Source organism: Vibrio sp. 1078-1 (assembly GCF_033340475.1).
Map to the genome: position 1 here is coordinate 20,656 of NZ_JAWOWM010000014.1, position 25,118 is coordinate 45,773.

The 25,118-nt window shown below is 39.5% G+C and carries 21 protein-coding genes; 4 read left to right on the forward strand and 17 right to left on the reverse strand.

Going from position 1 to position 25,118, the window contains the following annotated elements; translation table 11 throughout:
- Genes R7190_RS20435 through R7190_RS20445 form a run of 3 tightly spaced genes read left to right on the forward strand, consistent with a single transcriptional unit; the run spans window position 1 to window position 8,437 of the window.
- Window positions 1-1,485: a hypothetical protein gene (locus R7190_RS20435; RefSeq protein ID WP_025634158.1), complete on the forward strand. Its 1,485-nt coding sequence runs from the start codon at window positions 1-3 to the stop codon at window positions 1,483-1,485.
- Between the two features lie 8 nt (window positions 1,486-1,493).
- Window positions 1,494-7,658: a hypothetical protein gene (locus R7190_RS20440; protein WP_077202327.1), complete on the forward strand. Its 6,165-nt coding sequence runs from the start codon at window positions 1,494-1,496 to the stop codon at window positions 7,656-7,658.
- Between the two features lie 2 nt (window positions 7,659-7,660).
- Complete coding sequence (locus tag R7190_RS20445; protein ID WP_025634161.1) at window positions 7,661-8,437, forward strand: prepilin peptidase; 777 nt, start codon at window positions 7,661-7,663, stop codon at window positions 8,435-8,437.
- Between the two features lie 66 nt (window positions 8,438-8,503).
- Here R7190_RS20445 and R7190_RS20450 read toward each other — a convergent pair whose 3' ends face one another.
- The 3 genes from R7190_RS20450 to R7190_RS20460 are packed head-to-tail and all read right to left on the reverse strand — an operon-like array spanning window position 8,504 to window position 11,521.
- Window positions 8,504-8,947: a hypothetical protein gene (locus tag R7190_RS20450; protein ID WP_025634162.1), complete on the reverse strand. Its 444-nt coding sequence runs from the start codon at window positions 8,945-8,947 to the stop codon at window positions 8,504-8,506.
- Window positions 8,940-9,257 (reverse strand): hypothetical protein, encoded by a 318-nt coding sequence (locus R7190_RS20455; RefSeq protein WP_025634163.1) that lies wholly within the window; start codon window positions 9,255-9,257, stop codon window positions 8,940-8,942. Before R7190_RS20455 ends, R7190_RS20450 begins: the two co-directional genes overlap by 8 nt.
- Window positions 9,258-9,277: 20 nt before the next feature.
- Window positions 9,278-11,521, reverse strand: a complete 2,244-nt coding sequence (locus R7190_RS20460) for a hypothetical protein (RefSeq protein WP_025634164.1) — start codon at window positions 11,519-11,521, stop codon at window positions 9,278-9,280.
- A 172-nt stretch (window positions 11,522-11,693) separates the two neighbouring features.
- On the opposite strand from R7190_RS20460, the gene R7190_RS20465 reads away from it, so the two are divergent.
- Window positions 11,694-12,413, forward strand: a complete 720-nt coding sequence (locus R7190_RS20465) for a hypothetical protein (protein WP_025634165.1) — start codon at window positions 11,694-11,696, stop codon at window positions 12,411-12,413.
- A gap of 70 nt (window positions 12,414-12,483) precedes the next feature.
- Here R7190_RS20465 and R7190_RS20470 read toward each other — a convergent pair whose 3' ends face one another.
- The 14 genes from R7190_RS20470 to R7190_RS20535 form a co-directional block, all read right to left on the reverse strand.
- Entirely contained in the window at window positions 12,484-13,140 is a 657-nt protein-coding gene (locus R7190_RS20470; RefSeq protein ID WP_025634166.1) for a hypothetical protein, read from the reverse strand.
- A gap of 9 nt (window positions 13,141-13,149) precedes the next feature.
- On the reverse strand, window positions 13,150-14,235 hold the full coding sequence (locus R7190_RS20475; protein WP_025634167.1) for a ParM/StbA family protein: 1,086 nt from the start codon (window positions 14,233-14,235) through the stop codon (window positions 13,150-13,152).
- Window positions 14,236-16,108: 1,873 nt separating this feature from the next.
- A complete protein-coding gene (locus R7190_RS20480; RefSeq protein WP_025767165.1) occupies window positions 16,109-16,534 on the reverse strand; it encodes a hypothetical protein in 426 nt (141 codons plus the stop codon).
- Window positions 16,535-17,057: 523 nt separating this feature from the next.
- Window positions 17,058-17,303: a hypothetical protein gene (locus tag R7190_RS20485; RefSeq protein WP_025636793.1), complete on the reverse strand. Its 246-nt coding sequence runs from the start codon at window positions 17,301-17,303 to the stop codon at window positions 17,058-17,060.
- Window positions 17,304-17,375: 72 nt separating this feature from the next.
- Window positions 17,376-17,816 (reverse strand): hypothetical protein, encoded by a 441-nt coding sequence (locus R7190_RS20490; protein WP_025636794.1) that lies wholly within the window; start codon window positions 17,814-17,816, stop codon window positions 17,376-17,378.
- A gap of 540 nt (window positions 17,817-18,356) precedes the next feature.
- Window positions 18,357-18,731: a hypothetical protein gene (locus R7190_RS20495; RefSeq protein ID WP_025636800.1), complete on the reverse strand. Its 375-nt coding sequence runs from the start codon at window positions 18,729-18,731 to the stop codon at window positions 18,357-18,359.
- 10 nt (window positions 18,732-18,741) lie between these two features.
- Window positions 18,742-19,080: a hypothetical protein gene (locus R7190_RS20500; RefSeq protein WP_025636798.1), complete on the reverse strand. Its 339-nt coding sequence runs from the start codon at window positions 19,078-19,080 to the stop codon at window positions 18,742-18,744.
- Window positions 19,081-19,659: 579 nt separating this feature from the next.
- A complete protein-coding gene (locus R7190_RS20505; protein ID WP_025636717.1) occupies window positions 19,660-20,841 on the reverse strand; it encodes a DGQHR domain-containing protein in 1,182 nt (393 codons plus the stop codon).
- Window positions 20,842-21,309: 468 nt separating this feature from the next.
- Entirely contained in the window at window positions 21,310-21,840 is a 531-nt protein-coding gene (locus R7190_RS20510) for a hypothetical protein (protein WP_025636817.1), read from the reverse strand.
- 737 nt (window positions 21,841-22,577) lie between these two features.
- Window positions 22,578-22,889, reverse strand: a complete 312-nt coding sequence (locus tag R7190_RS20515) for a hypothetical protein (RefSeq protein ID WP_025636688.1) — start codon at window positions 22,887-22,889, stop codon at window positions 22,578-22,580.
- A gap of 179 nt (window positions 22,890-23,068) precedes the next feature.
- Complete coding sequence (locus R7190_RS20520) at window positions 23,069-23,266, reverse strand: hypothetical protein (protein WP_025636691.1); 198 nt, start codon at window positions 23,264-23,266, stop codon at window positions 23,069-23,071.
- Window positions 23,263-23,853: a hypothetical protein gene (locus R7190_RS20525; protein WP_077202324.1), complete on the reverse strand. Its 591-nt coding sequence runs from the start codon at window positions 23,851-23,853 to the stop codon at window positions 23,263-23,265. Before R7190_RS20525 ends, R7190_RS20520 begins: the two co-directional genes overlap by 4 nt.
- 475 nt (window positions 23,854-24,328) lie before the next feature.
- Window positions 24,329-24,538, reverse strand: coding sequence for a hypothetical protein (locus tag R7190_RS20530; protein WP_025636820.1), 210 nt, complete (start codon window positions 24,536-24,538; stop codon window positions 24,329-24,331).
- 36 nt (window positions 24,539-24,574) lie between these two features.
- Window positions 24,575-24,868 carry a hypothetical protein gene (locus R7190_RS20535; RefSeq protein ID WP_025636822.1) on the reverse strand — a complete coding sequence of 98 codons (294 nt, stop codon included), beginning with the start codon at window positions 24,866-24,868 and terminating at the stop codon, window positions 24,575-24,577.
- Window positions 24,869-25,118 lie beyond the last annotated feature (250 nt).

The following is a 25,118-nucleotide window of genomic DNA, read 5'->3' on the forward strand; positions in this document are numbered from 1 at the left end:
ATGAGCAATTTTATTGAGTTAATGGAAAGTGAAAACGTACCAACAAACTTTAAATTTCTTCTAGGATTCCATCAAGAGACCAGCAAGCTTTCGCACTTCGGAATCGCAAAGCACATTGGTTTACTAGATCAATACATTGAAGATAGCGTTGACTTAGGTTTGCTTAACAATATGACGCTTGAAGAACTATGCATTCAGTTTCCTCACCTAAATATGAGTAAAGAAAAGTTATCTATCTTGAAATCAGGAGTACCTTACTTCAATGGCTTGTATCAACTAGAAATAAACAAAGAAGCCTACAAGTATAAGGACCTCTATGACTATTGCACTGATGGTAAATCAATTGTTCTGAACCTAAACAATAAACCCATAATATTTTTGCCTAGCGAAAATGATTACTATCAACTACAGCTCGATATTAGTAGCAAAAACCACTCTAACGAAATCGTTTTTTGGCTTGATTGCGCTGGCTTATTACCTACAACAGCCACCGAATCATCGGCTCCCGGTACAGGGATCGCCATACAAGAACAAGTCATGGCAAATAACTACTATATAGCCATAGCACCTGAAAGTGAGATTGTTCGTAACCTTTCTAGGATAGACTCCAGTGTATTCTCGAAAGTTAATGAAAAGCTATATGAAGACCAATTACCACATCAGGCCGAAGGGTGTATTGAATTTCTTTCTTTTGCGGAAAAGCACCTGATACACAAGATCCACTTCAATATTATAGATAGCTCTATCAATAGAGTCGTCTGTCTAAATCAAATGGTTACTGAATCTTTTGATTGGACTTCTCTAGGTATGTATCAGGGGTTAAAGCTATTTTTGCAAGAATCCGGCATACCTACCAAAGCTTTAAATGAAACCCCGTATTCAGGTTTCACGGTTATAGAAATGCTTACATCAGAACATACTGATGAAAGCTTTGAATGCGGCATTAAAATAAACTCAATCCCTATCCCTGGCGGCTATACCCTAATTTTGGACATGATGTACACATCTGAGTTTGAGATAGAGACAAATCAGACAAGCACTCCTGAAATTCAAGAGGGAATTGTTCAGTTAAGCTTCGGGAGTATTAAACAAGATCCACTTGGTGGAATGATCAATAGCGTACGAGAGCATTTGAATGAAGAAAATGGAGATACATTTCTAGCGTATGAAGATTCATTTCCTATCTACTTAACAGATCTTGTTCACACAAACCTCTCAGGTGATATCAATAGTTTACTCTCACAGTACGCTTCTTCAGGTATGCAGTTCCTAATAATTGGAGAAATCTCTAGCGAATTCATTGCCAATACTGCACTGATTGCAGCACAAAATGGCTTTATGGTGTTCGGATGGGTTTATTCGGCCACAGAGTCAGGCGCACTAAAAAAATTCACGTATAAACAATCTATTTATAGACAAAGCGAACCTCATGCACTTGGGCAACTCGTTAGACCTATCCAAATTGAACATGAAACTAGCGAGTAGGGGGAACTATGAATCACAATACACCTAGTAACATTGTAGAAAGACTAGAAGCAAGTCTCCGAGGCACGGTCTATGCCACTAAAAAAGACCGTAACAAAACTATTTTGAGAGATTATGGACATCCATTCGGACGCTCCAAGAACTCAATGGGTGCTAGTTTAAAGCTTTCCGATTACGTGAATGGAAAGTCAAAAAGTCTCAATGAAACTTATTCGAGGGAATTTGCAGAAGTTCATTGGGCTAAAGCCGCTGCATTGGCCATCCATCTAACATCTGGATTTGAAGTCTATTCAAAAAATGGTATTTCTGAATTCTTTGAAGAGCGTAAAAAGCTCGGAAAAATTGCAAGTGAGCTCAGGGCTACCGGAGACGATGTATATAAAAATCCTGAGTATGTGGCCGCTAAAAACAAAGCATATGAAGCATGGCAACGTAGGTTTAGTCCAGAACACAACTCAGCATCAATCTTAGATAAAACTCACAAAGCTCAAGATTCACTTTTAAGTGAGTTCTCTAGCCAAGCAGTTAAACTTGGGTACATAGATCATTCTTCACTTTTTAGATTAGAGAAGCTAGTTAGAGAAAACATAAAGTCTCTAAATAACGGGGTTCATGAAAATGAACTAGCTAATCCTGCTCAAATGTATCAACACAAAGCTGAACTTTATGAGCTAATGTTGAGCGAAACGTATCAAGCAGACACTAAATCACTGCAGCTTCTTGGTAAAAATATGTTTCAAGAGCACTTAAGTGAGATACAAAGTTACGCAGATAGTCAAAAGTACACAAGCTCTAGTGGTAAGCGCGTTGATTTTGACATTGACCTAAACTCATACGCTGACTCTCCAACTATTGGTGAAAATGGTGCAAAAGTCGGAGGTATCGCTAAGGAATTCCACCACAAAGGCGGTAAAAAGTCAGAATGGTCGGTTGCAGCTGGGATTAGGGTTTTTTACAACGACAAAAATCCGAGTGACATAACGCCAACGGTCTCACTTGCCGTCGGTATTTCGCTTATAGGTCGAGACTCTACATTTATCAGTTTTAAACCTGACTTCAAAGGCTGGTGCGAACGTCTACCTTGTGCCCCTTTGGGTAACGAGGCAAACCTAACAGCTGAGCAAGCTCGTCTTGCTCACGAAACTCGTCAAAAAGAACTAGCGGATAAAATAGCTGCCTCCGCAAAAGAAGCAGAGCTTAAGCATCAACAGAAGATGCAAGAGATAGCTGAAGCTAACGCTAAACGTGAGATCGAGGTTAAAACCTTAATTGATGCCAATTTCGAAAAACCAGAACTCACTAAAGATTCCGTAAAAGGCACTTATATCCAAAAAAAACATTTGGAGGCCTTACTAAACTATCCAGAACTCCATGGTCTGATGAGACTAACATCTTTATACGACCAACCAGCGGTTAGCATTCAAATGGGCCCTAATGTGGAGGAGACTAGAGGGTTACAGTTCTTAGCCCATAATGGCTCTCCCTGGAACAAAGAAAATCCCACTAACAAAATGTTTGAAGTCATGAATGACGACATGAAAAACAATTTTGTTCAACTCGGCAATATTACACCTAAGACAACGATCATAACGAGTGAAGGCTTTGCTAATGGAGGGTCTTTGTTTATCGCCGCTAAGGAACGTGGTTTAGATGTTGCTGTTGTTTGTGCGATGTTTGCTAATAATATCTCTCACGCAATAAAGCGGTACAGCCAGGACTACCCTAACAACCCCCTATTAAACGCCTCAGATAATGACTGTTTTTTAAAAGCCCCTACGAGTGAACACTCGATTAGAGCTCTTAATTTGAATACAGGCGCGAAGGTCGCTCTTCAAGCTTACGACGAATTTGGGGTAAAAAGCTTTAGCGTTGATTGGGAAAAGTTAGATGTACTTCCAGAAGCCACTGCAATTAAGGCTACAGACTACAATAATTTATTCGATATTTTTGAATATGATAAAGCTATAGAAGTTATGGGAGACCAGTTAGAGCTGGTAATAAGCAACAATACTACACCATCAAAAGAGTATGTCGCTCCCAGGAAATTTCTGGATGCAGAAAGAGATAAATTCACTGATATCTTTGATGCATATGGCATCGATGGGACCCTACTAACCACTAGCTTTCCCGTTGGAATGCAATTCGAAACTCCAAAAGCAGTATCCGTAGAACAAGAGCGAATAGATCACCGAGTCTCTGAGCTACCTGTTCAAGAAGCTAACGTAGCTCCTAATGAACATAATATAGAACGAATAGTGTCATATTCGCTACAACGTCACATCGACGGAGATTGGCAAACTATTGAGAAAGCAGACACCGCTAAAGAAATTTTAATAAACCTAGAAATTGAAAAGGGACACGCAGTTCAGATAGCTTATGAGAAGTTTTCTCAAGCTGAAAAAAACCTTGATAGTGCTTACACCAAAGCTCTCGAATATGTTGGTTCAACATACAGATGCTTTGACGAGGAATCAAAAGTACCTTTTACTTCCGCAGATACATACAACGATATTAGGGATATTCAATTGGCCCATGATGTCGTTTTGCTTGTTGAGAATGAAACGGGAACATTTGCTAGACCAATAAGAGTTTCTGAAGATGGTGAGCTTGTTATCGGAGGTAGCAAAGGGCTGAAACAACCGAGATACAACAGCAGAGCAGACCTTGCACAAGACATCAACGCTGTAGTCGAATCAATATATTTTAGTAACAATAATTATCAGTGGCTTACTGATCAAAACTTTGTATTACGAGATATTGATGCAGATGGTAAGCCAGACAGAACTACTTCAAGGACATTTGAGGAAGAATTCGGCCTCAGCGTATCGGAAGTAATGTCTACATTAGTGGACCCAAGGTCGATACAAGCAAAGCTCGAAAACTCAAATCAGACAATCAAAATAAATTGTACGACGACAAACGAACTTGAACCAGTAACTGAATTAGAAATTGACAGTAATGAAGTTGCTTATGAGCTTGACAGAATCAGCTCTCAACCAAACATTATTGATATCGATACATCTGCTTTTTCTAGTGCAGATCAAAACTTCTATATCGAACCCGCTGAGCGGCAGTCAAAACCTTACACAGTTAAATCATTTGCACCTAATGGAGCTGTAAACGGTAACTATGAGTTCGATTCATTGGCTCTTGCAGAGAATAAAATTGACGCATTGAATGGCACTAAATTCACCATACCTACAACCGTTTACTATATTTCAAAGCATGGTGAAACGCCTATATCAACAACAATCGACCCTGTGGATTTACCGCTATTGCAGCCAAAAGCACCACTGCAAGAGGAACCTGGTCAACTTTCTCGAGAACTAGAAACCTGCTTAGTACAAATTGATTCAACAGATTGGGGGACGTACGAACTCCCAATATCAAATGATACCCCGATAATGTTGAACCAAGAGGGTAGCTGGGTTAATGCATCAACTGGAGAGCCGACAAAGACTCTTAGCTTAATTGAGCTATACAACATCGAAAACGCCCATACAGAAGGTTTAGATAACGATAATGAATTAACCTTAGATAGTACCAACTTCGCAGAGCTTGCTGCCGATGGTGGCTTCGATATTGATTTCAGAGAACAATATACAGGCTTGGACCATGATCTTATTGAAACCACACATGAAATAGAACCCATTGTCGATGATTTCAACTTTGATATTGACACATTAGCTAACCTTGACATGAATGAACTGGAACCTGAAATAGAGGGAGCCCAGTTAGAACAGCTCAAAGAAAATATAGTTGATGCTATTGACCTAGAAACAGACAACGAGCCTGTAAACCACGAGCAAGAACTGACTAACCCTGACGCTTGGTCCGATGAACTCACTCACGGCAATCATAACCTGGAAGAGAGCATTGAGGTTGAGGCAGAAACGGATAGCCCAGAATTACTCGATAATGCAGATGACTGGTTGGATGAATTATCTGAACTTGACGCCCCATCGTTTAAACCCTCAACAATCGACCCATTAGAGAGCGATATGCCTGATTTTTCAGGTATGGAAGACGTTGAATGGGGTCTTGATGATTTCGGCATAGATGAGGAAGAGCAAACCATTAGTGTTGCTGGCTCAGAACATGTTGAAAACCAGGGCACAATAGATTTGTTTGAGTTAGCTGACCAAGAAGTGGAAGTCCAATCCGTATCTAACGAACAGCCATCATCTGTAAGTCAAGCAGAAAGACACAGTATAGATACGACAATCAATGACGTAAGTATTGAATTGGGTCAAGTTGACCCCAAGTCCGATGGACTGGATCTTAAGCATCAGAAAACTACAGGGGTAGGCGAGCGTTCCTTGGCTGAGCAATCTATGGAGAAGATTGATAGAACGACAGATGTGCTTGTCAACTCTACAACAAGACCACCAAACAGCGATGAACAAGTAATAAAAACTAATACTGGGGCAAAATCATTAAGTCAGCTAGTGTTAGATGAACTAAATGCTACAAGTATTAACTTTAGTGACCAGTTCACACCAAAAGATACTTTTGTTGGAATTTCAAGCTTTACGACGGTAGGTGCCTGGGCCGATAGTTCGAAATATTGGAAATCAACAACCACTGTAGAAGCCTCTACTTTGAATGTTAGAAGTGAAATCGATTTACCTTTAGTAGACGTAGAAGCTCCAGATGTTAATGTGCCAACAACAGAACAATTAACGTCTATATTCGATAAATCTAAGCAGAAAGCTTGGAATGAACAACGAGCCGCAAACTCAATCCAGGCGCAAGTCGAAATGTTTGAGGAAATTGCGCTTTCTGAGAACCAAAACTTTAATGCGAACCTAGATGTTGCACCAGACCTTGATGGTACTTCCTCTTCCTATAACCCTAATAGTGAACAGACATCCTCAGATGCGATACCGTCAAAAGACACAACAAGCCCTGACATAGAAAATACAGCTCCTGCAAACGAGATAAAGGATGAATCCAGAAATGGACAACACCAAAGTGAGATAGAAAAGGAACTTTTAAAAGTACTTCAGTCACTCAAATCCTCAGATAAGGAGAGTGTGGCCCATCTTACTGGACTACTTACAAACATAGCTGAGAGTGCAGCCAAAAATGCCATAGACGTCCATGACGTTAAAAGTAGAATTGAGACACCACATAAAGTAGAAGTGACTAACCAATCAGAGGAGCCTATCCAGGTTGTAACCAAAACATTCTCGGAGACAACAAAGGTCAATATTAATGACTTCGACTTCGATGATAATCCTGATGTAAAAGCTTATGTGAAACTTGCTAATGAACTTGTAGGCGACAAAGGACAGTCAGCTATACAAAAGAAAGCAGCCTTCCTATACGCATCAAAGACATCTCCAGAATCAGATACCAAAGAGCTAACTCAAAAAGCACTTGAAGTATTGGTATCAATAAAAAAACCTGAAGACAACTTAGCTAAACAAGAATATGCATCTAAAGCTAGTGAAATAGGCAATTGGTTGGCGACTGAAGCTAGAGTGGGGATGATGATCGAATCTACACGCAATGAGCAAGGCTACGTGACGAAATTTTCTGCTCTTGATAAAAAGCTACACGCAAAGGTACATGAATATCTTACCACGCCTTCAAGCCCAATTAAGGGCGCTAATGACCCTATATACTTTAGTCGAATTTGTCTAAAGGACGCTATTGAAAAACGTCAAATACCTGAGGATACGCTTAGGCAAGCTCTTTTCGGCATATGGAATAGCCCTGTGGGTAATACAGGTGAACTATCTAAATACTACAACAAAGTTGCTACCAGACTGCACGAAACTGGAGTAAGGAAGGTAGTTAACGATCTTAAAGAGAAAGGTATTATTGAGAATGACCCTAGTAGTAGACAAAATCTACTGTATGAAGACCCACTAGATGGGACACAAAAGTCCTTAAAGATTTCAAGTTTAAAATCTGCAGCAGCTGGTTTGGTAGCAGAACGTGAAATACAAGCTGCAAAAGAAATGCCTCGAACAGCGAAGAAGAATCAACGTGAGCCATACAGCTACTTCGTAGCTAAAGCATTTGAGAATCTAACTGAAATTAGTACTCCTTTAAAAACGGAGATTGATTTAGATAAGCCATGGAGAGCAACATTGCGAAGAGGTGATGGTTCGCGTTCTGATATGAACTCCAAAGAGCAAGAAACTATGGAGATTACAAGATAACAATGATTTCTTATCTGTTCCTGGTAATTACTGGTAGTCTCATTGCAAAGATCACTTATGTCATAGCTGGATTACTGCCACAAATTGAAGAAGATGAGATCAGAAATGATCTCATCACCTATTATCCTGAATACTCTTTAGAACCAAGTAACCGTGAAGGACGGTTTGACTTCACTAGCTTATGCAAAAGTGTTGGATACTGGGTACCTTTCTCCTGCATTGCTGGTGGCCTGAAGGGAAACAACCAAACTTATAAAGAGGTATTTGTATTAGAAATTACCGTAGCCGCTTCAACGGTGACTCTATACCAAATAGCAACTTCATTTGAGCAGTTTCTTTTAATGCTCATTTTCTTTTGCCTAACAGCAATGGCGTTTTTGGTTGACCTAGCGAGTCAATTTCTACCAGAAAAACTAACAAATTTCATTTTATGGTCTGGTTTGGTTCTGGCTTGTACAGAGTATGGCTATCTATCTTCCGAAGAATCGCTTAGCGGTGCTTTATTAGGGTATGGGCTTCTTTACCTTTTCAATACTATGCATAAAGTGCTTTACAAAAATATTGGAATGGCAAATGGTGATTTAAGGCTGGGGGCTGGTATAGGGGCTTGGGCTGGCGTAGAGATAACAATGCTCACAATACTCTTTATGTTTGTGTTCATCGTCATAACATACATAAGAGGAACGAGAGGGCAGTATCCACTGGGGCCATATATAGTGATAAGCTCTTACATAGCATTCATAGTCAACAATCCCAGTTTTTTAACTATTAATTTTTAAATTAAAGCAGCTATCGTAGCTGCTTTATTTTCTAATATGAATAGTAATATGGGCCCTACCAAACCACTACCTCATGTTACTTTCATCCAACCCATATTCTGTCTCCGCTAAATCGAGTAGCAGATTTAAAAACTCATCATTCGTTGAAGACTTAGCTACTCTCTTACATAAGGAATCAAACCTTTTTTTGGTAAGCTTAGACAGTGCCATTGTGGTTGTTGAAGTTTTATCACGAGATTTCGCAGCATGAAACAAACCGACGAACTTATCTACTCTAGACTCTGGAAAGAAAACCAATAATTGCATGAAAGTAGACCGAATCTTCTGTACATCCGTTTCATCAATTTTATTAAGCTGAGATTGAATTGCTTTAGATGTTGTACGAAAACCATCCGGGTCATTGCAGTGGTTAAGTGCCAAAAAATTATCGTTAGCATCCAGAATCCACTTTAAAAACTGGTAGTTATTTGGCCCACGTATGTTAACTTTTTTGCTTAATGAATTAGACATGAGTATCGGCCTTTTTATACAGCGTGAAAAACACGGTCGTCCATAACCAAGCTAAAACGTAAAATCCCTCGCCGGGAGGAGCTGTAAGCAAACATCCAATAGATACAATTACCACTGCAACCTCAACGGCCTTTAAGAGGGTAGGAGATAGTACTCCACCTTTGAACTTATGAATGATGCATAGCAAACCAAGTACAAATGCCGACGTCATAAAGACTAAGACTGCATTTCCTTCAACAACTGATGACACCAAACTTACGGTAGCAAATAGGGCAAGTAACATCATAAATTTGTTAAAAATCTTTAGCATTTGTACTCCTGATCTCTTAGTTATATATACTCAAAGTCAGCATGCTTAGAAGCTTCAGTACCTACGTACGAGTATTCCGCTTTTCTCACACGAACAAAGAGGGGGCTATAGCTATTATGTTGGTTGAAGTGGCCAACAGCATGGTTTCTTTCGTCAGCGATAGCTCTTTCGATTAAAGCTGATTTAAACTCGCTATACGTAGTGCTCCTATTACCATCGGAATCCTCAGGTAACTCCAAAATCAAATTCAATATCAAATCTGAAAATTTATCATTTGGTTCTGGTAGCTCAGAGTCGAGTCTATCGAGTAAGGAAATCGAATCTGATATCACACGGTAGATTAGAATATCAGTAAATTTAAGCTTCTCGAGATCATTAGAAAACTCAGAATCGATGCCTTCAACTCTGTTTAGAATTGAGCCGAGAACATCGTTAATAGCAACGTCTGACTTGGATTTGAGTATTTCTTCATCAACCTCACTACTTTTGAGTGACATCAGAGTAGAACAAAGCTCATCGACAACGATTTGAATTGATTTTTCATAAATTGAGTCTCTTGTAGTTAGCAATCGCTCGCAGAATGACATGTGTCTTTCAGCAATATGAATCCTTTCAAGTTCTGAGTTCAACAAAGATCTCCTAGATTCACCTGCCTTTTCATACTGAGAAACTTTTCTGTTTAATCGTTGCAGTTCCTCTTGTAACTTATCAACTCTTAACGAGAAATCAGAGCACTCTGCTTTTAACAAACGTAAGTCAGAAGAGGTTGATTCAAGAGATTCGATTTTCTCAAGCTTCACCTTCTTATCTGCCTTAGCTTTTCTCAACTGTGTACGATTAGATGCAATTGAAGCGTTAGCTTTCTTGGCTCGTTCAATATATAAACTGGCAAGTTCAATTAGTCTTAGATAAAGAGGTTGTCGAGCGCCTTTATAAATGCTTCTTTGAGATTCAATAGCGCTTCTAGTGCATCTCTTTAAAGAGTCAACGCTATCCCTATTAAAAAGCACGAGCTGGTCTTTCTTAAGAATAATGTCCTTAGCAATAAAATCTTCAAAACGTTCGTCATACAGCTTTGCTGTCCTCTCAGATATCTCTTTTATGCTTTTCTCGCGGAATTCAGAGTTACTTAACGTTTGGTTTGGTGCATTCTTTAGTACGTCCATCATTATTTCTTCTGAACGACGAAGAGAAACATCAACGTTATCCAGTAACAGCTCAGTAGGACGAAGAGTATTGCTCTCATCAATCGTGCATAATCCCGCTCTAACGAAATACATTAAAGCGTCTTGCACTTTGAAAGGTATGTCAGAACCATAAGAGACATTATTCAATAAATTTGAGCGCTCTTGTAGAAACTCTAAATCTGAGTCACTTCTTAATGCGCGAGCTTGGGCCCGTACTGCTCTTGATATTTGGCATGAAAATAGGGCAATTGAAATCTCATCAACAACTTTAAAAATCTTAGCTGCAAATCTTGTAATCCTATTATCTAAAGAGTTAGTTAGGGTCAAGTAGCCTAATCGCTCATCTAGCCACATGAAATCCTTATGACAGATAAGCAAAGAGTGAGCTAATTCCTCTCTTTTATGTACAGGCAGCTTTTTAGGCATGAGAGGTAGTAAGATTTGCTCTTGTATCATCCCATTGAACTTTACAGCTCGTTCTGCGTGGTTAAGAAGGTTTTCTAACTTAACGTTAAAGTTGTTTGGAATAAGGAAAAGCGTAGACTCTTTAGTATTTCTCTCACGACCCTTTATACGTGTGTCATTGAACTCAAAATAGAGCCTCTTAATTTTGAGTTGTCTCGTGTCGACTTTTGGTCTGAACTCTAGGATTTTCATCAGCCCCAAAACATTAAATGGTTTTTCACTAAATGCTTCTTGATGTCCAAGCTTGGGGTTAAAACTCTGATATTTGGGATCGGCTAAACGTTGGGCAAGTAGCCCAATTTCAATTGGGACCTGAGAGTACAGGTAATCAAACAGATTTTCGAAAAACTCATCCCACGATTTAACTAGTTCCTTGCCAAACGAATCTACAAGTACACTCTTGATGACACGGATTCTTTCGGTACTAACAGTTGCTTCTGGGTACTCCACGTCAAGAAATTCTTTAATCTGAGCTTGAGTATGTGGACCCTCACCATTTAGCCCTAGTGCCAACTCTAAAATTCGGGCGTTGCGTTTGGGATTCTCTAGTAGTTCAATCTTTTGAACAATGTCTGCCAGCCTAGAGATAAGTAACTTTTTGGTTTTTGGCATTCTTATCACCTTAAATCAAAGGTTTACTACTTTTGTATTTATTATATTGCGGTAATAACCATATTGCTAAGAATTCTATTATATATTATAGCAAATGTTAAGTCAGCTTTGTGTTAATAAAATTAGATATATGCTATAAATGGACTATAAACAATAGAAAGTGGAGTTCACAATGACTGTAGAGCTAGAAGAGTTAAAAAGCCCTTGGGTGGAACTGTATGAACAATGTTTAGAATCAGCATACGATTACCCTTACAGTGACTTAGAAGGTTTCCCTGGCTTATACGCCAGAAGACTTAAAACAGCAATTTTGCTAAAACAAAATAGGAACAAAAAAATCAGTATAACTGAAGCAAGTACGATTGCAGATAGAGCAGCAAAACACACCCTAGTCGAACTTAGGGCTAAGTTCACAGAGCGTTGTAGTTTTTCACACATCAAAAACGAGCTCAGAAAGGGTAGTGCTAGCCAGATTCCAGGAAGAAAAATAATAGACAATGGTATGGCTGCAAAATTCATGAACATTGTCGTTGGTTTCCCTACCTATAAACTAAGTTCTAACGAGATTAAATTTCTCCTTTCGAAATTCGATAGTGACTTAGTACACTACGATAGTGAGAAGTGGTACATAACGATCAAGGTTTTTGAATTGCATTTAGAAGAGGCGGAACCGACACCACAAGAGATGGCTGTTCTGGATAGCGTTGCACGATCTTCAATTCCTAGCATTATTGCATACACATTGGACTCAGATTACAAGATCGACTGGAAGGACTTTTTTAACGCTGTTAAAGCAAGAGTTAAAGAAACAGTTAAACAAGGTTTTAATAGGTTCAAAAGTCGGAAAGGGGACTTAGACAATGAACAAATTGAGGCTCTCTTTGACGAATAAAATCGCTACCAACTCCTTTCAAAAGTGGGGCTTAACTAAACAGTGCTAAGCCCCATTAGCCCCATTTTTCTTAAGCTATCAGCAATGACTCCATGTTGAAATTATCAATAGCTAAGCTATCAGAGACACCATCTTTACTTTCAAGATAATCATCTTTCGTAGAAAAAGCATCTGGCTGTTCAGTTTGCCCCTCAACAGCTCTAAAGCCAATAGGGTGGTTTGAAAGCTTTTCAATACTTGAAGCTATTTTAGCCAAATGTTGCTCAACATTTTCGAGTGTCTTGTACTCATTACACTTAAACCTTTCTTTATTACTTTGGTTTTGAAGGAAATGAATAGCAGAATTCATCATATTGATAGCATGTTGGTTGACATCATTAAGAGCTTGCTTGGGATCGTTTTCGGAATGTGCAGACAAATAAGTATGAACGAGACCTTGGTGATACACAGAAGAATCCGTTATGTGTATGCTAGCTCTTCTCTTTACTTTATCAATGTGTAACCCTAAGTTGCGGCACCAATCCCAGTCTCTGATCTCATGAGGGAGGATGTTATCAAAATAATACATAAGCTTATCGAACTCACCCTCTTCGATGAAATACCCAATTCTAATTAACTCTTCGACTAACGATTTGAGAGTTATTGATTTTGAATTCGCTAACTCTCGGCATTCTGTTGAGTAATCATTTGGTATCCTTATTTCCACTTTTAATGAAAAGCGCCCCATGACCTTTGCCTACTTATTCTTTTTGTTGTTTTGGTACCAAAGCTCTGCAAACAACTCAAGGCCCCAAGCGTTTAGCTTGTCTGCTTCATCTGGTATGAGGAATGAGTTGTTATCTTTACCGTAATACTCTTCAATTAAAGGTGTAATTTCTTCACGCAATGCGGCAATAGTACCTCCAATGAATATGATTAAATCAATATCTACAGCTTTAGATAAGGTATCAGTGATTGCGCCAAAAATCTTACTAGCTAGCTCCTTCCGTGCATTCTCTGCCCATTCTGAATGATCTTTTTCAACCCCCCGAACTGTAACAATACCTTCATCAATTAACTTACGGCACTGCTGATGTGTGGGTGTGGTGAAACCTAAATCGTAAAGGTAGTTGGATGCTTTTTTGACAATCTGATTGAACCCGATGTCCTGGGTGACAGAACGATCCATATCAATAGTTCCATCGTCAAACACAGCTATATCAGTTGTTTTACCACCAGGATCAGCGATTGCGATCGTTTTTCCTATGTATTCAGGGTTATGTACCAACATCCCTGAATCATCTCTCTTAAATAGGAATACACGAAGGGCTGCTAGTGCTTCGGGCTGAACAAGTAGAGCTTCAATATTTGACTTCCGCAGCTTCGATTCCGGGTCAGTACCTAAGTGATCAAAAGATCTCTGCATAGAGAGCATCTTTTGCTTAACATTGTTTTCGTTGACGGACCCATCTGTTTTAAAGAACTGTCTTAATGGCATTCCAGTACAAAGAACGTACTTTTTATTGAGTAACTCATCTCCAAATTGATTTAAGCCATGCTGCAGTAAAACCTGAGCTGCTTCACTATTGGAGAAGTCATCGTTCCTGGGAATAGGTTGTTTTACCTCACCAATGGTGTAAGCGTTACCTGTAACAGCAGAAGTAAATTTCGTTTGAACAGGAGCATTACTTGATACTGAAAAGGTTTCATCTAGTACCGCAAAACGTTCAGTCGAACGTTGGATGTGTGTAGGAAAGGAGGTTTTAACAGATTCAGCTGAGATCTTATGTTGGGCATTACCGTCATCATACCCAATAAATAGTGTTGAACAGTCGTTAAACATAGTAAAATATCTCTATTGTTTTTTAGTGATAAATGCAATATATAGCATGTCTGTGACAACCTCAAATATTTTCACTTTAGGAGGCAGGTGTTGATTGAAGACTGGCGAGAGAAGTTAAAGGAGAACTTGGAGAGAAATTACCAAATAGAAGTATCATCTCTCTATATATCGAAAAAGAATCGAATGGTATATGTACAATTTTCTGACAGTTCAAATGTACAAAAATACTTAGGTTTAAATTTAGACCTAGTCGATGTAGTGATTAGACAAAATACATGGGAATATTGCCAGAATAGCAAGGTATCAACGTTAATTGAAAAACGACATAGAGTAAAACTACCAAAGAATAAAATGAGTAAATATTGCTTCGAATCTTAGTAAGAGTAATCGAAAACTAAGTTATTTTTTATCAGAAGATCTATTTAACTTTAGTTAAATAGATCTTCTGATAACCTATTTTATGGTAAATGGCCATTATGTTTAATACTCACAAATTTCAAATTCACAGGGGAAAGAGATTTCACATAGTCAACTTTCAAAAGGAGGTATCTAACTTATTGATATTTGGTAGGTGGTAACAACTACGTGTACAAAATTCCAATCGTCGCGAATTTAACATAACATAGATAATATACACTAAGAGTGTAAGAGCAATTTTAATATGTCCTCTTATACTTAATGAACATGCAGAGCTTTGAGTACCTCAACCGATGCTAAATCCCATGATTGACCGAGACTTTAATCGTATTACAGTGATGCAAAATGTTCGCGAACACCGCCTTCGTCAAATCGACGATTTAGGCTGCAAATATATATAATTTAAGCCCTCGACAATTGGAAGCTTATGTAGTCAGTTAAGCCAGTTTGGTGCTTCTACGTTAGCACATACGTCAAGAGCCGAATCAAGCAACCGACGTTTTCTTTGCCTAATCATCTGAACATCATGGGAGCTCAATACTTTGATTTGTAGCTAACATTCGCTTGTGAGGTTCTAACGGAACAACACAACTTGGCTCTGACTGTCTATACACTAAGTCAGTTGATGACAGTCGATGGCCCCACGTGCCACACTAGCCATTTGCTTGCCAACCTCGTTATTCACATAGGTCAAATAATAAATAGTATTTTCAATTTCTGAATACAAAGGTGGAAGGTTATCATTAAGGTTCCAACCTCATTTTAAAGTAAATTGTTCTGAGCTCCTTGCTCTAAGTAGACCTCAGTTGCTCTCCCCAACATCCCCCTGGCCTTCACTCAAAATATTCACATTATTTCAAAAGATACGTCTCTTAACATCTTAAAAATGGACGCACCTATCGCTTTGGCAACATCACACATTGAGCTGTCTAAAGCTAAAACATGCTCTTAAGTTGATAACTTAAGATAAATCCACCACAGCACTTAATTACTCACAGTTGTAGATATGCCCTGGCAAAGGGTCTTTTTTGTCCTGACCGATTAGTGGCTATTTGGTGGGACTGTAATGGCAATTGGATGGCATTAATCAAGCTAATATACCCGATGGACATTTAATAAGTGAGTAAAGCATTACGTCACAGTGAGAGTAATCGGACACTTAAAGGTCATAGAAAGGAGCCCAAAAGGACAGTGTAATTTTTGATATTTACAAATATGGGAGAAAAACAAGTCTGTTAAACAAAACGCAGACCCTTCTTTAGAATTAAAATATTTTAATACTTTTAAATTTAAAATAATTAAAAGGGCTTCGCCAAAATATAGATCGAAATAATCAATGTCAAGTTCTTTGATATTGCATTGTGATCGGGGGATGACGGGTTGGCTGGGGCCGAGCTGTCGGGGGTGACCCCCAAGAAGCGGGAAATTAAGCATTTAGGGCTTTAGCCCTAAGTGCTTAAATGGATAATTCGCTATATCCAGAGTGATCAATTGACTCTGTCATGGTGATCTTGCGACCAAAGAATGACCACTCTAATTTACGTACTAAACGTGTTTTGTACTGGACTTCTGAAATTACAGAAGGCGTAGTTTCCACACCAAACGTTTCTCTCAGTAACTCTTGTGCCTTAGCAACTATTGACCCCTGCGTAATCTCGAATTGAAGATCGAACAACTTTTCTTTCACAAGGTCTCCGATAGGTGTTTCTGAGGCTTTGCCGAATTCATATTTTATTCCCAGTTCACAGTAGACAGCGTTTGGAGTTTTTTTCTGAAATTCCGCGCTAAAGAATCTCCCCTGAGTTAAACCCATATCGTTATCACCAACTTGACCAATAATCTTGCCGTTAGTGATGTAGAAGTTATGAACTGTTACTTTCATTTTTTGTCCCGCCAGTAGTATTCCCAACTGTTTCCATTATACCAAAACCAGATTAAAATACCACATTAAAACACAAACAAAAGTAAAATATACTTAACTATTATTATTGACTTTTATCCAGACAAAGACGACACAATAGGGCTCGATAGAGGGTTAGCTTTTTAGGCGAAGCCGTTAAGAAAAGCGTTGAAATTTCTTTTAGCTGCCGAAGGCAGATCATTTAGGCCACCAGCCCCCTGCCATAGCAATGACAACGGGGTTTATGTTGGCATTGCTATGGCGCTGGAGGTCTAGCAGCCTTGAGCGATACATTGAAATGCATCAAACCTTATTACTGCACTAAGGATGACAACGTCTTTTTGTTGGCGTCCATAGTGAATTAGGTTTGATTGAAATTTCAATGACAACACTTAGCGAGGAACGAGCTTTAGTGATGTAGGGGTAAGTCCGGCGGGTGGGCCTCGGTGGCGACTAGGGGGAACCCCTATTAGTGGAGAGCGTCCAATTGAAACAAATTTACTTGTTACAATTGGATAGTTATTAGTATTAAAATTAAAAGTATCGCCAATTTTACTCTTTGCTTTGTACTCGTTTTCGTTTTGATAGTTTCTACAATTTTATCTATTAGACCGAAAGCCTCTGCAAACCCAACAATTAGTACAAATACTGTAAAAGCATCAGCCACATTTGAGAAACCCAAACGCTCAAAAATAAATGTTAGAGCGTCAGCTACTGCGTAAATGCGTAATAACAATGCTGCTAAATTCAATATGTTCCCCCTACCCTTAATATATTCCTTTTCAATTAGCTAGTATGTTCAATTGATATATGTCAGATATCACTAGATAAGTTTGAAACTAGATAATAATGAATCTGGCTCATTGGTCTGTTCGATTATTAAGGGTTGTCCTGACACATCCCATTCATAAGTAGAAACCGTCTTTCCCCTAAACTGTTTCATCACTTTTAACCTAGGTTCATTAAACTTCTTCCCTAGAAGAAACTTACCTATTGAAATTACTTTTGATAAAGAAGAACCACGATGCCCTTCCTCTGATAAGCAACTTAGGATTTCTACGATATTATGTCTTGTGTCGATATCCGAGTTAGTACCTAAGATAAAAGCTATGTCTGAGTCCATGTATATTGAATCATTGATCACCTTTTCATAGGTAATCGAAATAAACTTACCCTCTACTAAACCGACATTGTTTTTCCCAACATAACCGAATAAACGACTGCAAATAATGGTGTAATTATTGATGATAACTTCTAATTTCATACTGCCCCCAAGCCTATGATATTTATTTGTTCAGAGTATGTATTATAAATAAACGCAACTATAAATACCATATTAGAACACACAATAAAGTAAAATATACTTAACTATTCTAGTTGACTTTAGACCGGACAAAGACGACACAATAGGGCTCGACAGAGGGTCAGCTTTTTAGGCGAAGCCGTTAAGAAAAGCGATACAAAAGCTTCTAGCTCGCCGAAGGCGATTCATTTAGACCACCAGCACCCTGCCATAGCAATGACAACGGGGTTTATGTTGGCATTGCTATGGCGCTGGAGGTCTAACAGCCTTGAGCGATACATTGAAATTCATCAAACCTTACCACTGCACTATGGATGACAACGGATTTTTGTTGGCGTCCATAGTGATTTAGGTTTGAATGAAATTTCAATGACAGCACTTAGCGAGGCACGAGCTTTAGTGATGTAGGGGTAAGTCCGGCGGGTGGGCCTCGGTGGCGACTAGGGGGAACCCCTGTTAGTGGAGAGCAAATATTGCCCAGTAAATCTGAGCAATATTTATCTATTGATGGTCGAATGACAACGCTGCTCTTTCAAGCTCCTTCTCTAGCTCCACAAGGCGTGTCGGAAGTAACGCAAAAGAAAACAAGGTCAATAATGATTCGATTGAATCCCGCCATTGAGCCGTTGACTGAAGTATTTCTAGAACCCCGAAATCTGCACAAATCTGTTTTAGCTTAACTTCATTGTTAGCTTTTTCTTCACGCTTAAGGGCAACCTTCAAGAATTCATCGAATTTATTCTGAGACATTTCTTTGACTGAAACAAAGCCAGTTCCTTTTTCTGTCCATACCATTAGATGCGGTTCTCCGCTGAATACACTGATCTGGTCTTTATAGTGCTTACTAATTAGCTCAATCTGTTTCTCAGTTCTCATAGTGGTGCCCCTACTTCAATAAACTAATGTGATTTGGTTTGTTACTCAATAGCTCTGCGATCTCAAACTGCTCCGCTACATACTCGACATTAGGGATTAAGGTAGGCTCCCATGTACTAAGCGCGACCTTTCTGCCTTGTTGAACATCATCAACAATGTTGTCTAGACTTTTGACGCTACATACCTCATACAAGCTTGTACCAAATTCATCATTCTCTACTACACATGTAGCGAACGTGCCAACGTCCTTAGATTCAATGATTAATAGACGTACTTCTGACTCCTGTTTAACCCCGCCTACTATATGACCAATAGTCACTTTTTCAATGTTTTGAATAACTGTCTTCATAATGCCCCCAAGCAATTTAACAATATAAACAGTAACTTACTTGTATTTATTATATCAAACCACCCAGTTAAATACCACATAATAACACGATGTATTGAAAAATAAGTATTGTCCTTTCGATTGACATTAGCCCCGACAAAGGCGACACAATAGGGCTCGATAGAGGGTCAGCTTTTTAGGCGAAGCCGTTAAGAAAAGCGATACAAATGCTTCTAGCTCGCCGAAGGCGATTCATTTAGACCACCAGCACCCTGCCATAGCAATGACAACGGGGTTTATGTTGGCATTTCTATGGCGCTGGAGGTCTAGCAGCCTTGAGCGAGATAAACTTTTGCACCCTAGGGTAGCAATCTGAATGACAAATTCTTTTCTTTGGCAATCAGATTGCTCTAGGGTTTCATTAAATGAAGCACTTGAAGAGGAACGATTCTTAGTGCTTAGGGGTAAGTCCGGCGGGTGGGCCTCGGTGGCGACTAGGGGAAACCCCTGTTAGTGGAGAGAAAATTGTGAATGCGTTATATTGTTTACTCGCAACAAAAAGCCCTGAACTTAGTCAGGGCTTCTCTAATTAAAGCTTGGTTAAGCGGCTTGTTCTGTTGCTCCATTAATGTCACCACTATCATCGCTCATACTTTGAGAACCAAAGTACTGATCCTCTAACTTTTGCCGTGCTTCAGAAAGTGGTACACCCAGGGTTGTAAGGAGTTTATTTGCAGCCAAGTCAATGCTAGTTTTATTCACTGACATATTGCCACTCTTGTCATCTATGATGCGGCCAGTAAAGTCAGACGTACCTAGATCGCGTGAGTAGTTAAGTTCTTCAAGCTTATCCCACTGAACTGCTTCGAGAGAGCCATAGTGATTCATTGCGATATTTCCAGCTACTGCAACAGCCTTTAGTGTAGCTACATGAGTTAGAATACAGGTATTACGGAATTCTTCTGCTGACGTATCGCTGAATGCTAAGCCTCCCCAACCCATGGCTCTAGAAACAGTAGTCCAAAACTCGTTTGCTAGCTGGTACTTTGAATCAGAGATTTCTTTTACTTCCTTACTCAACCCCAGCAGGATTTGGTTGATATCTTTGATAGCTTTCAAAGGAAAGTACTTTTCAGACTTCTTGGTGATCGTATTGTGCTCCATATCAACCAGGTCTTTAAACGCAACGCAGTTCTCAGTTATGTAACGAGCTAAACATGGAAGAGGGTCACGTGTATTAAAGGCATCTGAAATACTTTGTTGAGGTTTGGCCAAGTTTTGGTTGATGTCACAAAAGCCCAACTGCCTCTCTTTAAGTGTCAAGTTCGTATATAGCATAATAGGAACATCTACGTTCTCTAGATCAAAACCTAACTCGGCGAGTTCATCACACAACATTTCTAGAGCGAAGTCGATTCCAACAGAACGATGTTGGCCATCGAATAGCTTAATGGAACTATCCATAGATATATGAAGTAGACCAACTCGCGCTCCTTCCATAACCTCTTCAAATTCAGGCTTTTTATCTTTCTTCGACACAACCACACCAATGATAGTTGGGATGATGTAAAAACGCTTATAGTTGTTCACAAGGTATTTCGCGAAATCTTTCGCTCGCTTCATATTTACCTCTCGCTGGCTACGTTTAAGTACACTACCCTTGTTATCGATGTTTAGTAGTGAGACCAATACTGAAGCTGGAACATTCACTAGATGAAATGGTTTGAATTGCTTACCTACAGTACAAGGAAGTGAGTATGCGAAGTTTTTATCAATTGACATATTTTAGCCCCCAAGCTATTTAAAAATCAGTTAACATGAAAACTATGCCTTTGTTTTCATGTATTTATTATACACCCTCACCCAAAAAAATACCACATTGTAACACCAAATATTTAATAATTATTGTTGCCTTTTTTGATTGACATTAGCCCCGACAAAGGCGACACAATAGGGCTCGATAGAGGGTCAGCTTTTTAGGCGAAGCCGTTAAGAAAAGCGATACAAATGCTTCTAGCTCGCCGAAGGCGAATCATATGGCCACCAGCATTCTGCTAGGACGGTGACAACGGGGGTTTGTTGGCAACGACCTAGCGCTGGAGGTCAACAGCCTTGAGCGGCAGCACTTAGTGAGGAACGAACCTTAGCGCTGCAGGGGTAAGTCCGGCGGGTGGGCCTCGGTGGCGACTAGGGGAACCCTGTTAGTGGAGAGCAAATCAACAACCTGCCGCTTTGGGCAGGTTGTTGATATCAAGCACAACAAGAGTCTACTGATACACCTTCTAGGTATTGATGAGCCTTACCAATGTCTGACCAGTAAGTCAGCTTTTTGAGCCTCATTGATGGGAACTGCGTTAATGACCAGATTTTATCAAAAGCGCTATTTGCCTTTTCTTCGTCATCATACGCTGAATGAATACTCCCAGTTATTGAGTTGTATAAGACGATAGCGTTATATTGTTTTGTGTTTGTTGACTTACTAACAGTACCAAATTCTGTTGCTGTGCCTGGTTCACATGAGCCTAGCTTGATTGTTTTTTTAGTGTCCTCTTTCTGTCCTACTTCATAAGCCGATGCTAGTTGAAGAGTACCAGCAACGCCTCCATTGCAAGCTGCTTCAGTGTCAGCTGGTAGGAATAAACCCCCATTGATACAAACAACCGCCTTTAACTCTTCGCAGTACATCACTGATAAGCGCTGGTTCGTGTTAGGGATGAATACCATAGCAGGTATAAAAGTTTCCTCTCCAGTAACCATATGTGTAAAAGTATTTAATTCCATACATGCCCCCAAGCATTTAAATAATTGATTAAACTGGCGTTATTATATACTAACCCTTACAAATATACCATATGATAACACAATATTTTATAAATTATTGTTCCCATATTTTATTGACTTTGGGAAGGACAAAGGCAACACAATAGGGCTCGATAGAGGGTCAGCTTTTTAGGCGAAGCCGTTAAGAAAAGCGATACAAATTCTTTTTGCTCGCCGAAGGCGATTCATATGGCCACCAGCATTCTGCTAGGACGGTGACAACGGGGGTTTGTTGGCATCGTCCTAGCGCTGGTGGACAACAGCCTTGAGCGGCAGAACTTGGTGAGGGACGAGCCTTAGGGATGCAGGGGTAAGTCCGGCGGGTGGGCCTCGGTGGCGACTAGGGGGGACCCCTCTTAGTGGAGAGCTAAAATCTCACAAACCCACCTAATAAAAAGAGGCTCCCTTGGGAGCCTCTTTTTAGCGTATGATAAAAATCATCGATATAGTCATGTTTGAGTAATCAAGCACTCTTTATGACCAAATAGTGTAAAACACCCTGAATATGTCAAATGTTCATTCCCGGTAAATCTATTCAGATACACTCTCATTTGAACTAGGTAGTAACCGGTATCAAAATGCTCGTTGCAAACTTCACAGTCGCCAAACTTACATGTACCACTGCCAAGCTGTGTTAGCCTATACACATGTCGTAGATCACTTGTATCAGTCATCACTCAATTACCTTGTAGTTTAATCTATCCTAGAACTGTAAAGCCTTTAAGTTTTGCAAACTTGTTTGACACACTAAATCCTTTGACGACATCTAAAGGTAATCTCTGTCTTTTTATTATCCACCATGCTTTTCTTATGTGTAGCAATGCGAGTCTACGTTTTTTATTTATCGTCTCTTCTTGCTTTGTTGGTCCGCAATTTCGTAGGTAACTAAGAAGCAAACAATACAGACCATCTAAGCATTCGACCTGAAACCAGATGTCACTGCCAAAACTTGGAATGTCCTCCAGTTCGAAACAAACCTGTTGCTTTCCATCAATTTCTCTAAATTTCATATTGCCCCCAAGCAATTGCTAACAACTATTATATATTATAGCAAGTGGCCGAGTTAAATACCACATTTATACACATGTAATTTTGGTAGTCTATTGAGAGCTTTGATATTGAAAGAGACTGATATTATGTTTTCTTCTGGCTTAAGGCTCGATAGCGGACCTGAGCCGCTATCATAAGGTTATTTTATTCTTAGATGCTCACCACGCTCATCCGGCTTTAGAGTGAAGAGTATGTAATCAACCTGCTCTATACAGATCTCATAATCATCGTTGATTAGTAGCACCTCCCTATCATCAGTACTGGATGTGTATTGCTGGGTAACCTTCCCTTTTAATACTTTATCTTTATTGAATACCTTTAATCCTACTAATCTCATACATTCTCCTTACTAGCAGTGATTGAATGATGAACGGCCTCCTTATGGAGTTCTAATATCTCCTTGCTTGTAAGGTAGCTATGAATCTCATTTATTTTCTTAATTACTTCAGAATGATCGTTGAAAAGTTGTTTGCGCTTATCCCATACGACTTCGTGGTGTGCTAGCTGTCCTGGTAGTGTCTTGTCATGAATGCCATAGACATATGTCCCTTCTCTGATTTTCTTTTTGACCAGCATCTTAGACATTAAAAAAATGATGAGTAGGTCCGTTTCTATGATCTGAGTAGTGAGGATAATACCGAAGAATAGACAGTCCTCCCGGTCTACGTCATCGATGTGAATCCCATTGTAACCATTCGAAAAGTAATACACTGGACTGCCTGGTTCCAGATTGTATGAAAAATAGAGATATGCATTTTCATTCTTCTGGAACAGCTCTTTCCTTCTCGCAATCTGAGTACCATATTGATCCATGTAATTATAGTTACAGATGTGCATTTCAGGGCACAACGATATGGTCTTTCCGCAGGTAGTTATGTACTTCTTTCTCTTGCTTATAGATAAGCTGCTTATTGTTTTGGTCATATTGCCCCCAAGCAATTGTTTTTCAAATGTATTGTTACATTAGCAATTAAAGAAATTATACTAAAACATGCCATAAGATACCACATTCACACACCTAATATGGTTAAATATACTTAACTATATTGATTGACTTTACCTCGGACAAAGGCGACACAATGGGGCTCGACAGAGGGTCAGCTTTTTAGGCGAAGCCGTTAAGAAAAGCGATACAAATGCTTTTAGCTCGCCGAAGGCGATTCTAATGGCCACCAGCATTCTGCTAGGACGGTGACAACGGGGGTTTGTTGGCAATGTCCTGGCGCTGGTGGACAACAGCCTTGAGCGGCAATACTTGGCGAGGCACGAGACCTAGCATTGCAAGGGTAAGTCCGGCGGGTGGGCCTCGGTGGCGACTAGGGGGAACCCCTGTTAGTGGAGAGCAGGTAAGCCGCAATGTTTACTCATTGCGGCTTACCTGGGGTCAAGTACCCATTAATTAGTAAACACTTAGGTTTATTACTTCCGTACCGCTTTCAGCCAATGTGGCAATTTCTGGCTCAATATCTACCAGTTGGTCATATACTGAAAGCTCCTTGGCAGCGGCTATGTCTAGATAATATTCAGTTTTATCGGGGGTAGTAGCAATTGCATTCGTCTCTGGCAACGATTCAGCTTGAAAAGCTGCTATTGGTAAGTACTTAAACATGTCTTTCCTCCTAACATTTACAAATGATCTTGCTTGTCAGATGACACTCATTGCTCTTTCGTAGAACAGACAGAAGTTCGCTCTGTCTGTTTGAATTCTCTCTTTAACCTTATCTTGCGTTGATTCTCTTAGCGCATCTAACACCTTTACTAATATGGAAGCAGTGAATGCGTCTATCAGTAGTGGTTGAAGACCTAGTTCTTTAGATTCATCAGTAAAAGAAATTGTTGTGAGTGATTTATTGATTAATTCATTTGGCCAAACAAAGAGCATTGCTTGGCCTTGAGCGACTTTTTTAAGATTATCGTAATTGCAGAACTCTGTTTTCATATTGCCCCCAAGCAATTGTTTTCAAATAGATAGTTACATAAGCAACTAAGGAAATTATACTAAAACACGCCCTAAAATACCACATTTACACATTTTACATAGTAAAATATACTGAACTATATTGATTGACTTTGGACCGGACAAAGGCAACACAATAGGGCTCGATAGAGGGTCAGCTTTTTAGGCGAAGCCGTTAAGAAAAGCGATACAAATGCTTCTAGCTCGCCGAAGGCGAATCATATGGCCACCA

What these genes read in the sequence shown, in the direction of transcription:
- R7190_RS20435 (WP_025634158.1), top strand. Translation starts at nt 1, where the DNA reads ATGAGCAATTTTATTGAGTTAATGGAAAGTGAAAACGTACCAACAAAC.
- R7190_RS20440 (WP_077202327.1), top strand. Translation starts at nt 1,494, where the DNA reads ATGAATCACAATACACCTAGTAACATTGTAGAAAGACTAGAAGCAAGT.
- R7190_RS20445 (WP_025634161.1), top strand. Translation starts at nt 7,661, where the DNA reads ATGATTTCTTATCTGTTCCTGGTAATTACTGGTAGTCTCATTGCAAAG.
- R7190_RS20450 (WP_025634162.1), bottom strand. Translation starts at nt 8,947, where the DNA reads ATGTCTAATTCATTAAGCAAAAAAGTTAACATACGTGGGCCAAATAAC.
- R7190_RS20455 (WP_025634163.1), bottom strand. Translation starts at nt 9,257, where the DNA reads ATGCTAAAGATTTTTAACAAATTTATGATGTTACTTGCCCTATTTGCT.
- R7190_RS20460 (WP_025634164.1), bottom strand. Translation starts at nt 11,521, where the DNA reads ATGCCAAAAACCAAAAAGTTACTTATCTCTAGGCTGGCAGACATTGTT.
- R7190_RS20465 (WP_025634165.1), top strand. Translation starts at nt 11,694, where the DNA reads ATGACTGTAGAGCTAGAAGAGTTAAAAAGCCCTTGGGTGGAACTGTAT.
- R7190_RS20470 (WP_025634166.1), bottom strand. Translation starts at nt 13,140, where the DNA reads ATGGGGCGCTTTTCATTAAAAGTGGAAATAAGGATACCAAATGATTAC.
- R7190_RS20475 (WP_025634167.1), bottom strand. Translation starts at nt 14,235, where the DNA reads ATGTTTAACGACTGTTCAACACTATTTATTGGGTATGATGACGGTAAT.
- R7190_RS20480 (WP_025767165.1), bottom strand. Translation starts at nt 16,534, where the DNA reads ATGAAAGTAACAGTTCATAACTTCTACATCACTAACGGCAAGATTATT.
- R7190_RS20490 (WP_025636794.1), bottom strand. Translation starts at nt 17,816, where the DNA reads ATGAAATTAGAAGTTATCATCAATAATTACACCATTATTTGCAGTCGT.
- R7190_RS20495 (WP_025636800.1), bottom strand. Translation starts at nt 18,731, where the DNA reads ATGAGAACTGAGAAACAGATTGAGCTAATTAGTAAGCACTATAAAGAC.
- R7190_RS20500 (WP_025636798.1), bottom strand. Translation starts at nt 19,080, where the DNA reads ATGAAGACAGTTATTCAAAACATTGAAAAAGTGACTATTGGTCATATA.
- R7190_RS20505 (WP_025636717.1), bottom strand. Translation starts at nt 20,841, where the DNA reads ATGTCAATTGATAAAAACTTCGCATACTCACTTCCTTGTACTGTAGGT.
- R7190_RS20510 (WP_025636817.1), bottom strand. Translation starts at nt 21,840, where the DNA reads ATGGAATTAAATACTTTTACACATATGGTTACTGGAGAGGAAACTTTT.
- R7190_RS20515 (WP_025636688.1), bottom strand. Translation starts at nt 22,889, where the DNA reads ATGAAATTTAGAGAAATTGATGGAAAGCAACAGGTTTGTTTCGAACTG.
- R7190_RS20520 (WP_025636691.1), bottom strand. Translation starts at nt 23,266, where the DNA reads ATGAGATTAGTAGGATTAAAGGTATTCAATAAAGATAAAGTATTAAAA.
- R7190_RS20525 (WP_077202324.1), bottom strand. Translation starts at nt 23,853, where the DNA reads ATGACCAAAACAATAAGCAGCTTATCTATAAGCAAGAGAAAGAAGTAC.
- R7190_RS20530 (WP_025636820.1), bottom strand. Translation starts at nt 24,538, where the DNA reads ATGTTTAAGTACTTACCAATAGCAGCTTTTCAAGCTGAATCGTTGCCA.
- R7190_RS20535 (WP_025636822.1), bottom strand. Translation starts at nt 24,868, where the DNA reads ATGAAAACAGAGTTCTGCAATTACGATAATCTTAAAAAAGTCGCTCAA.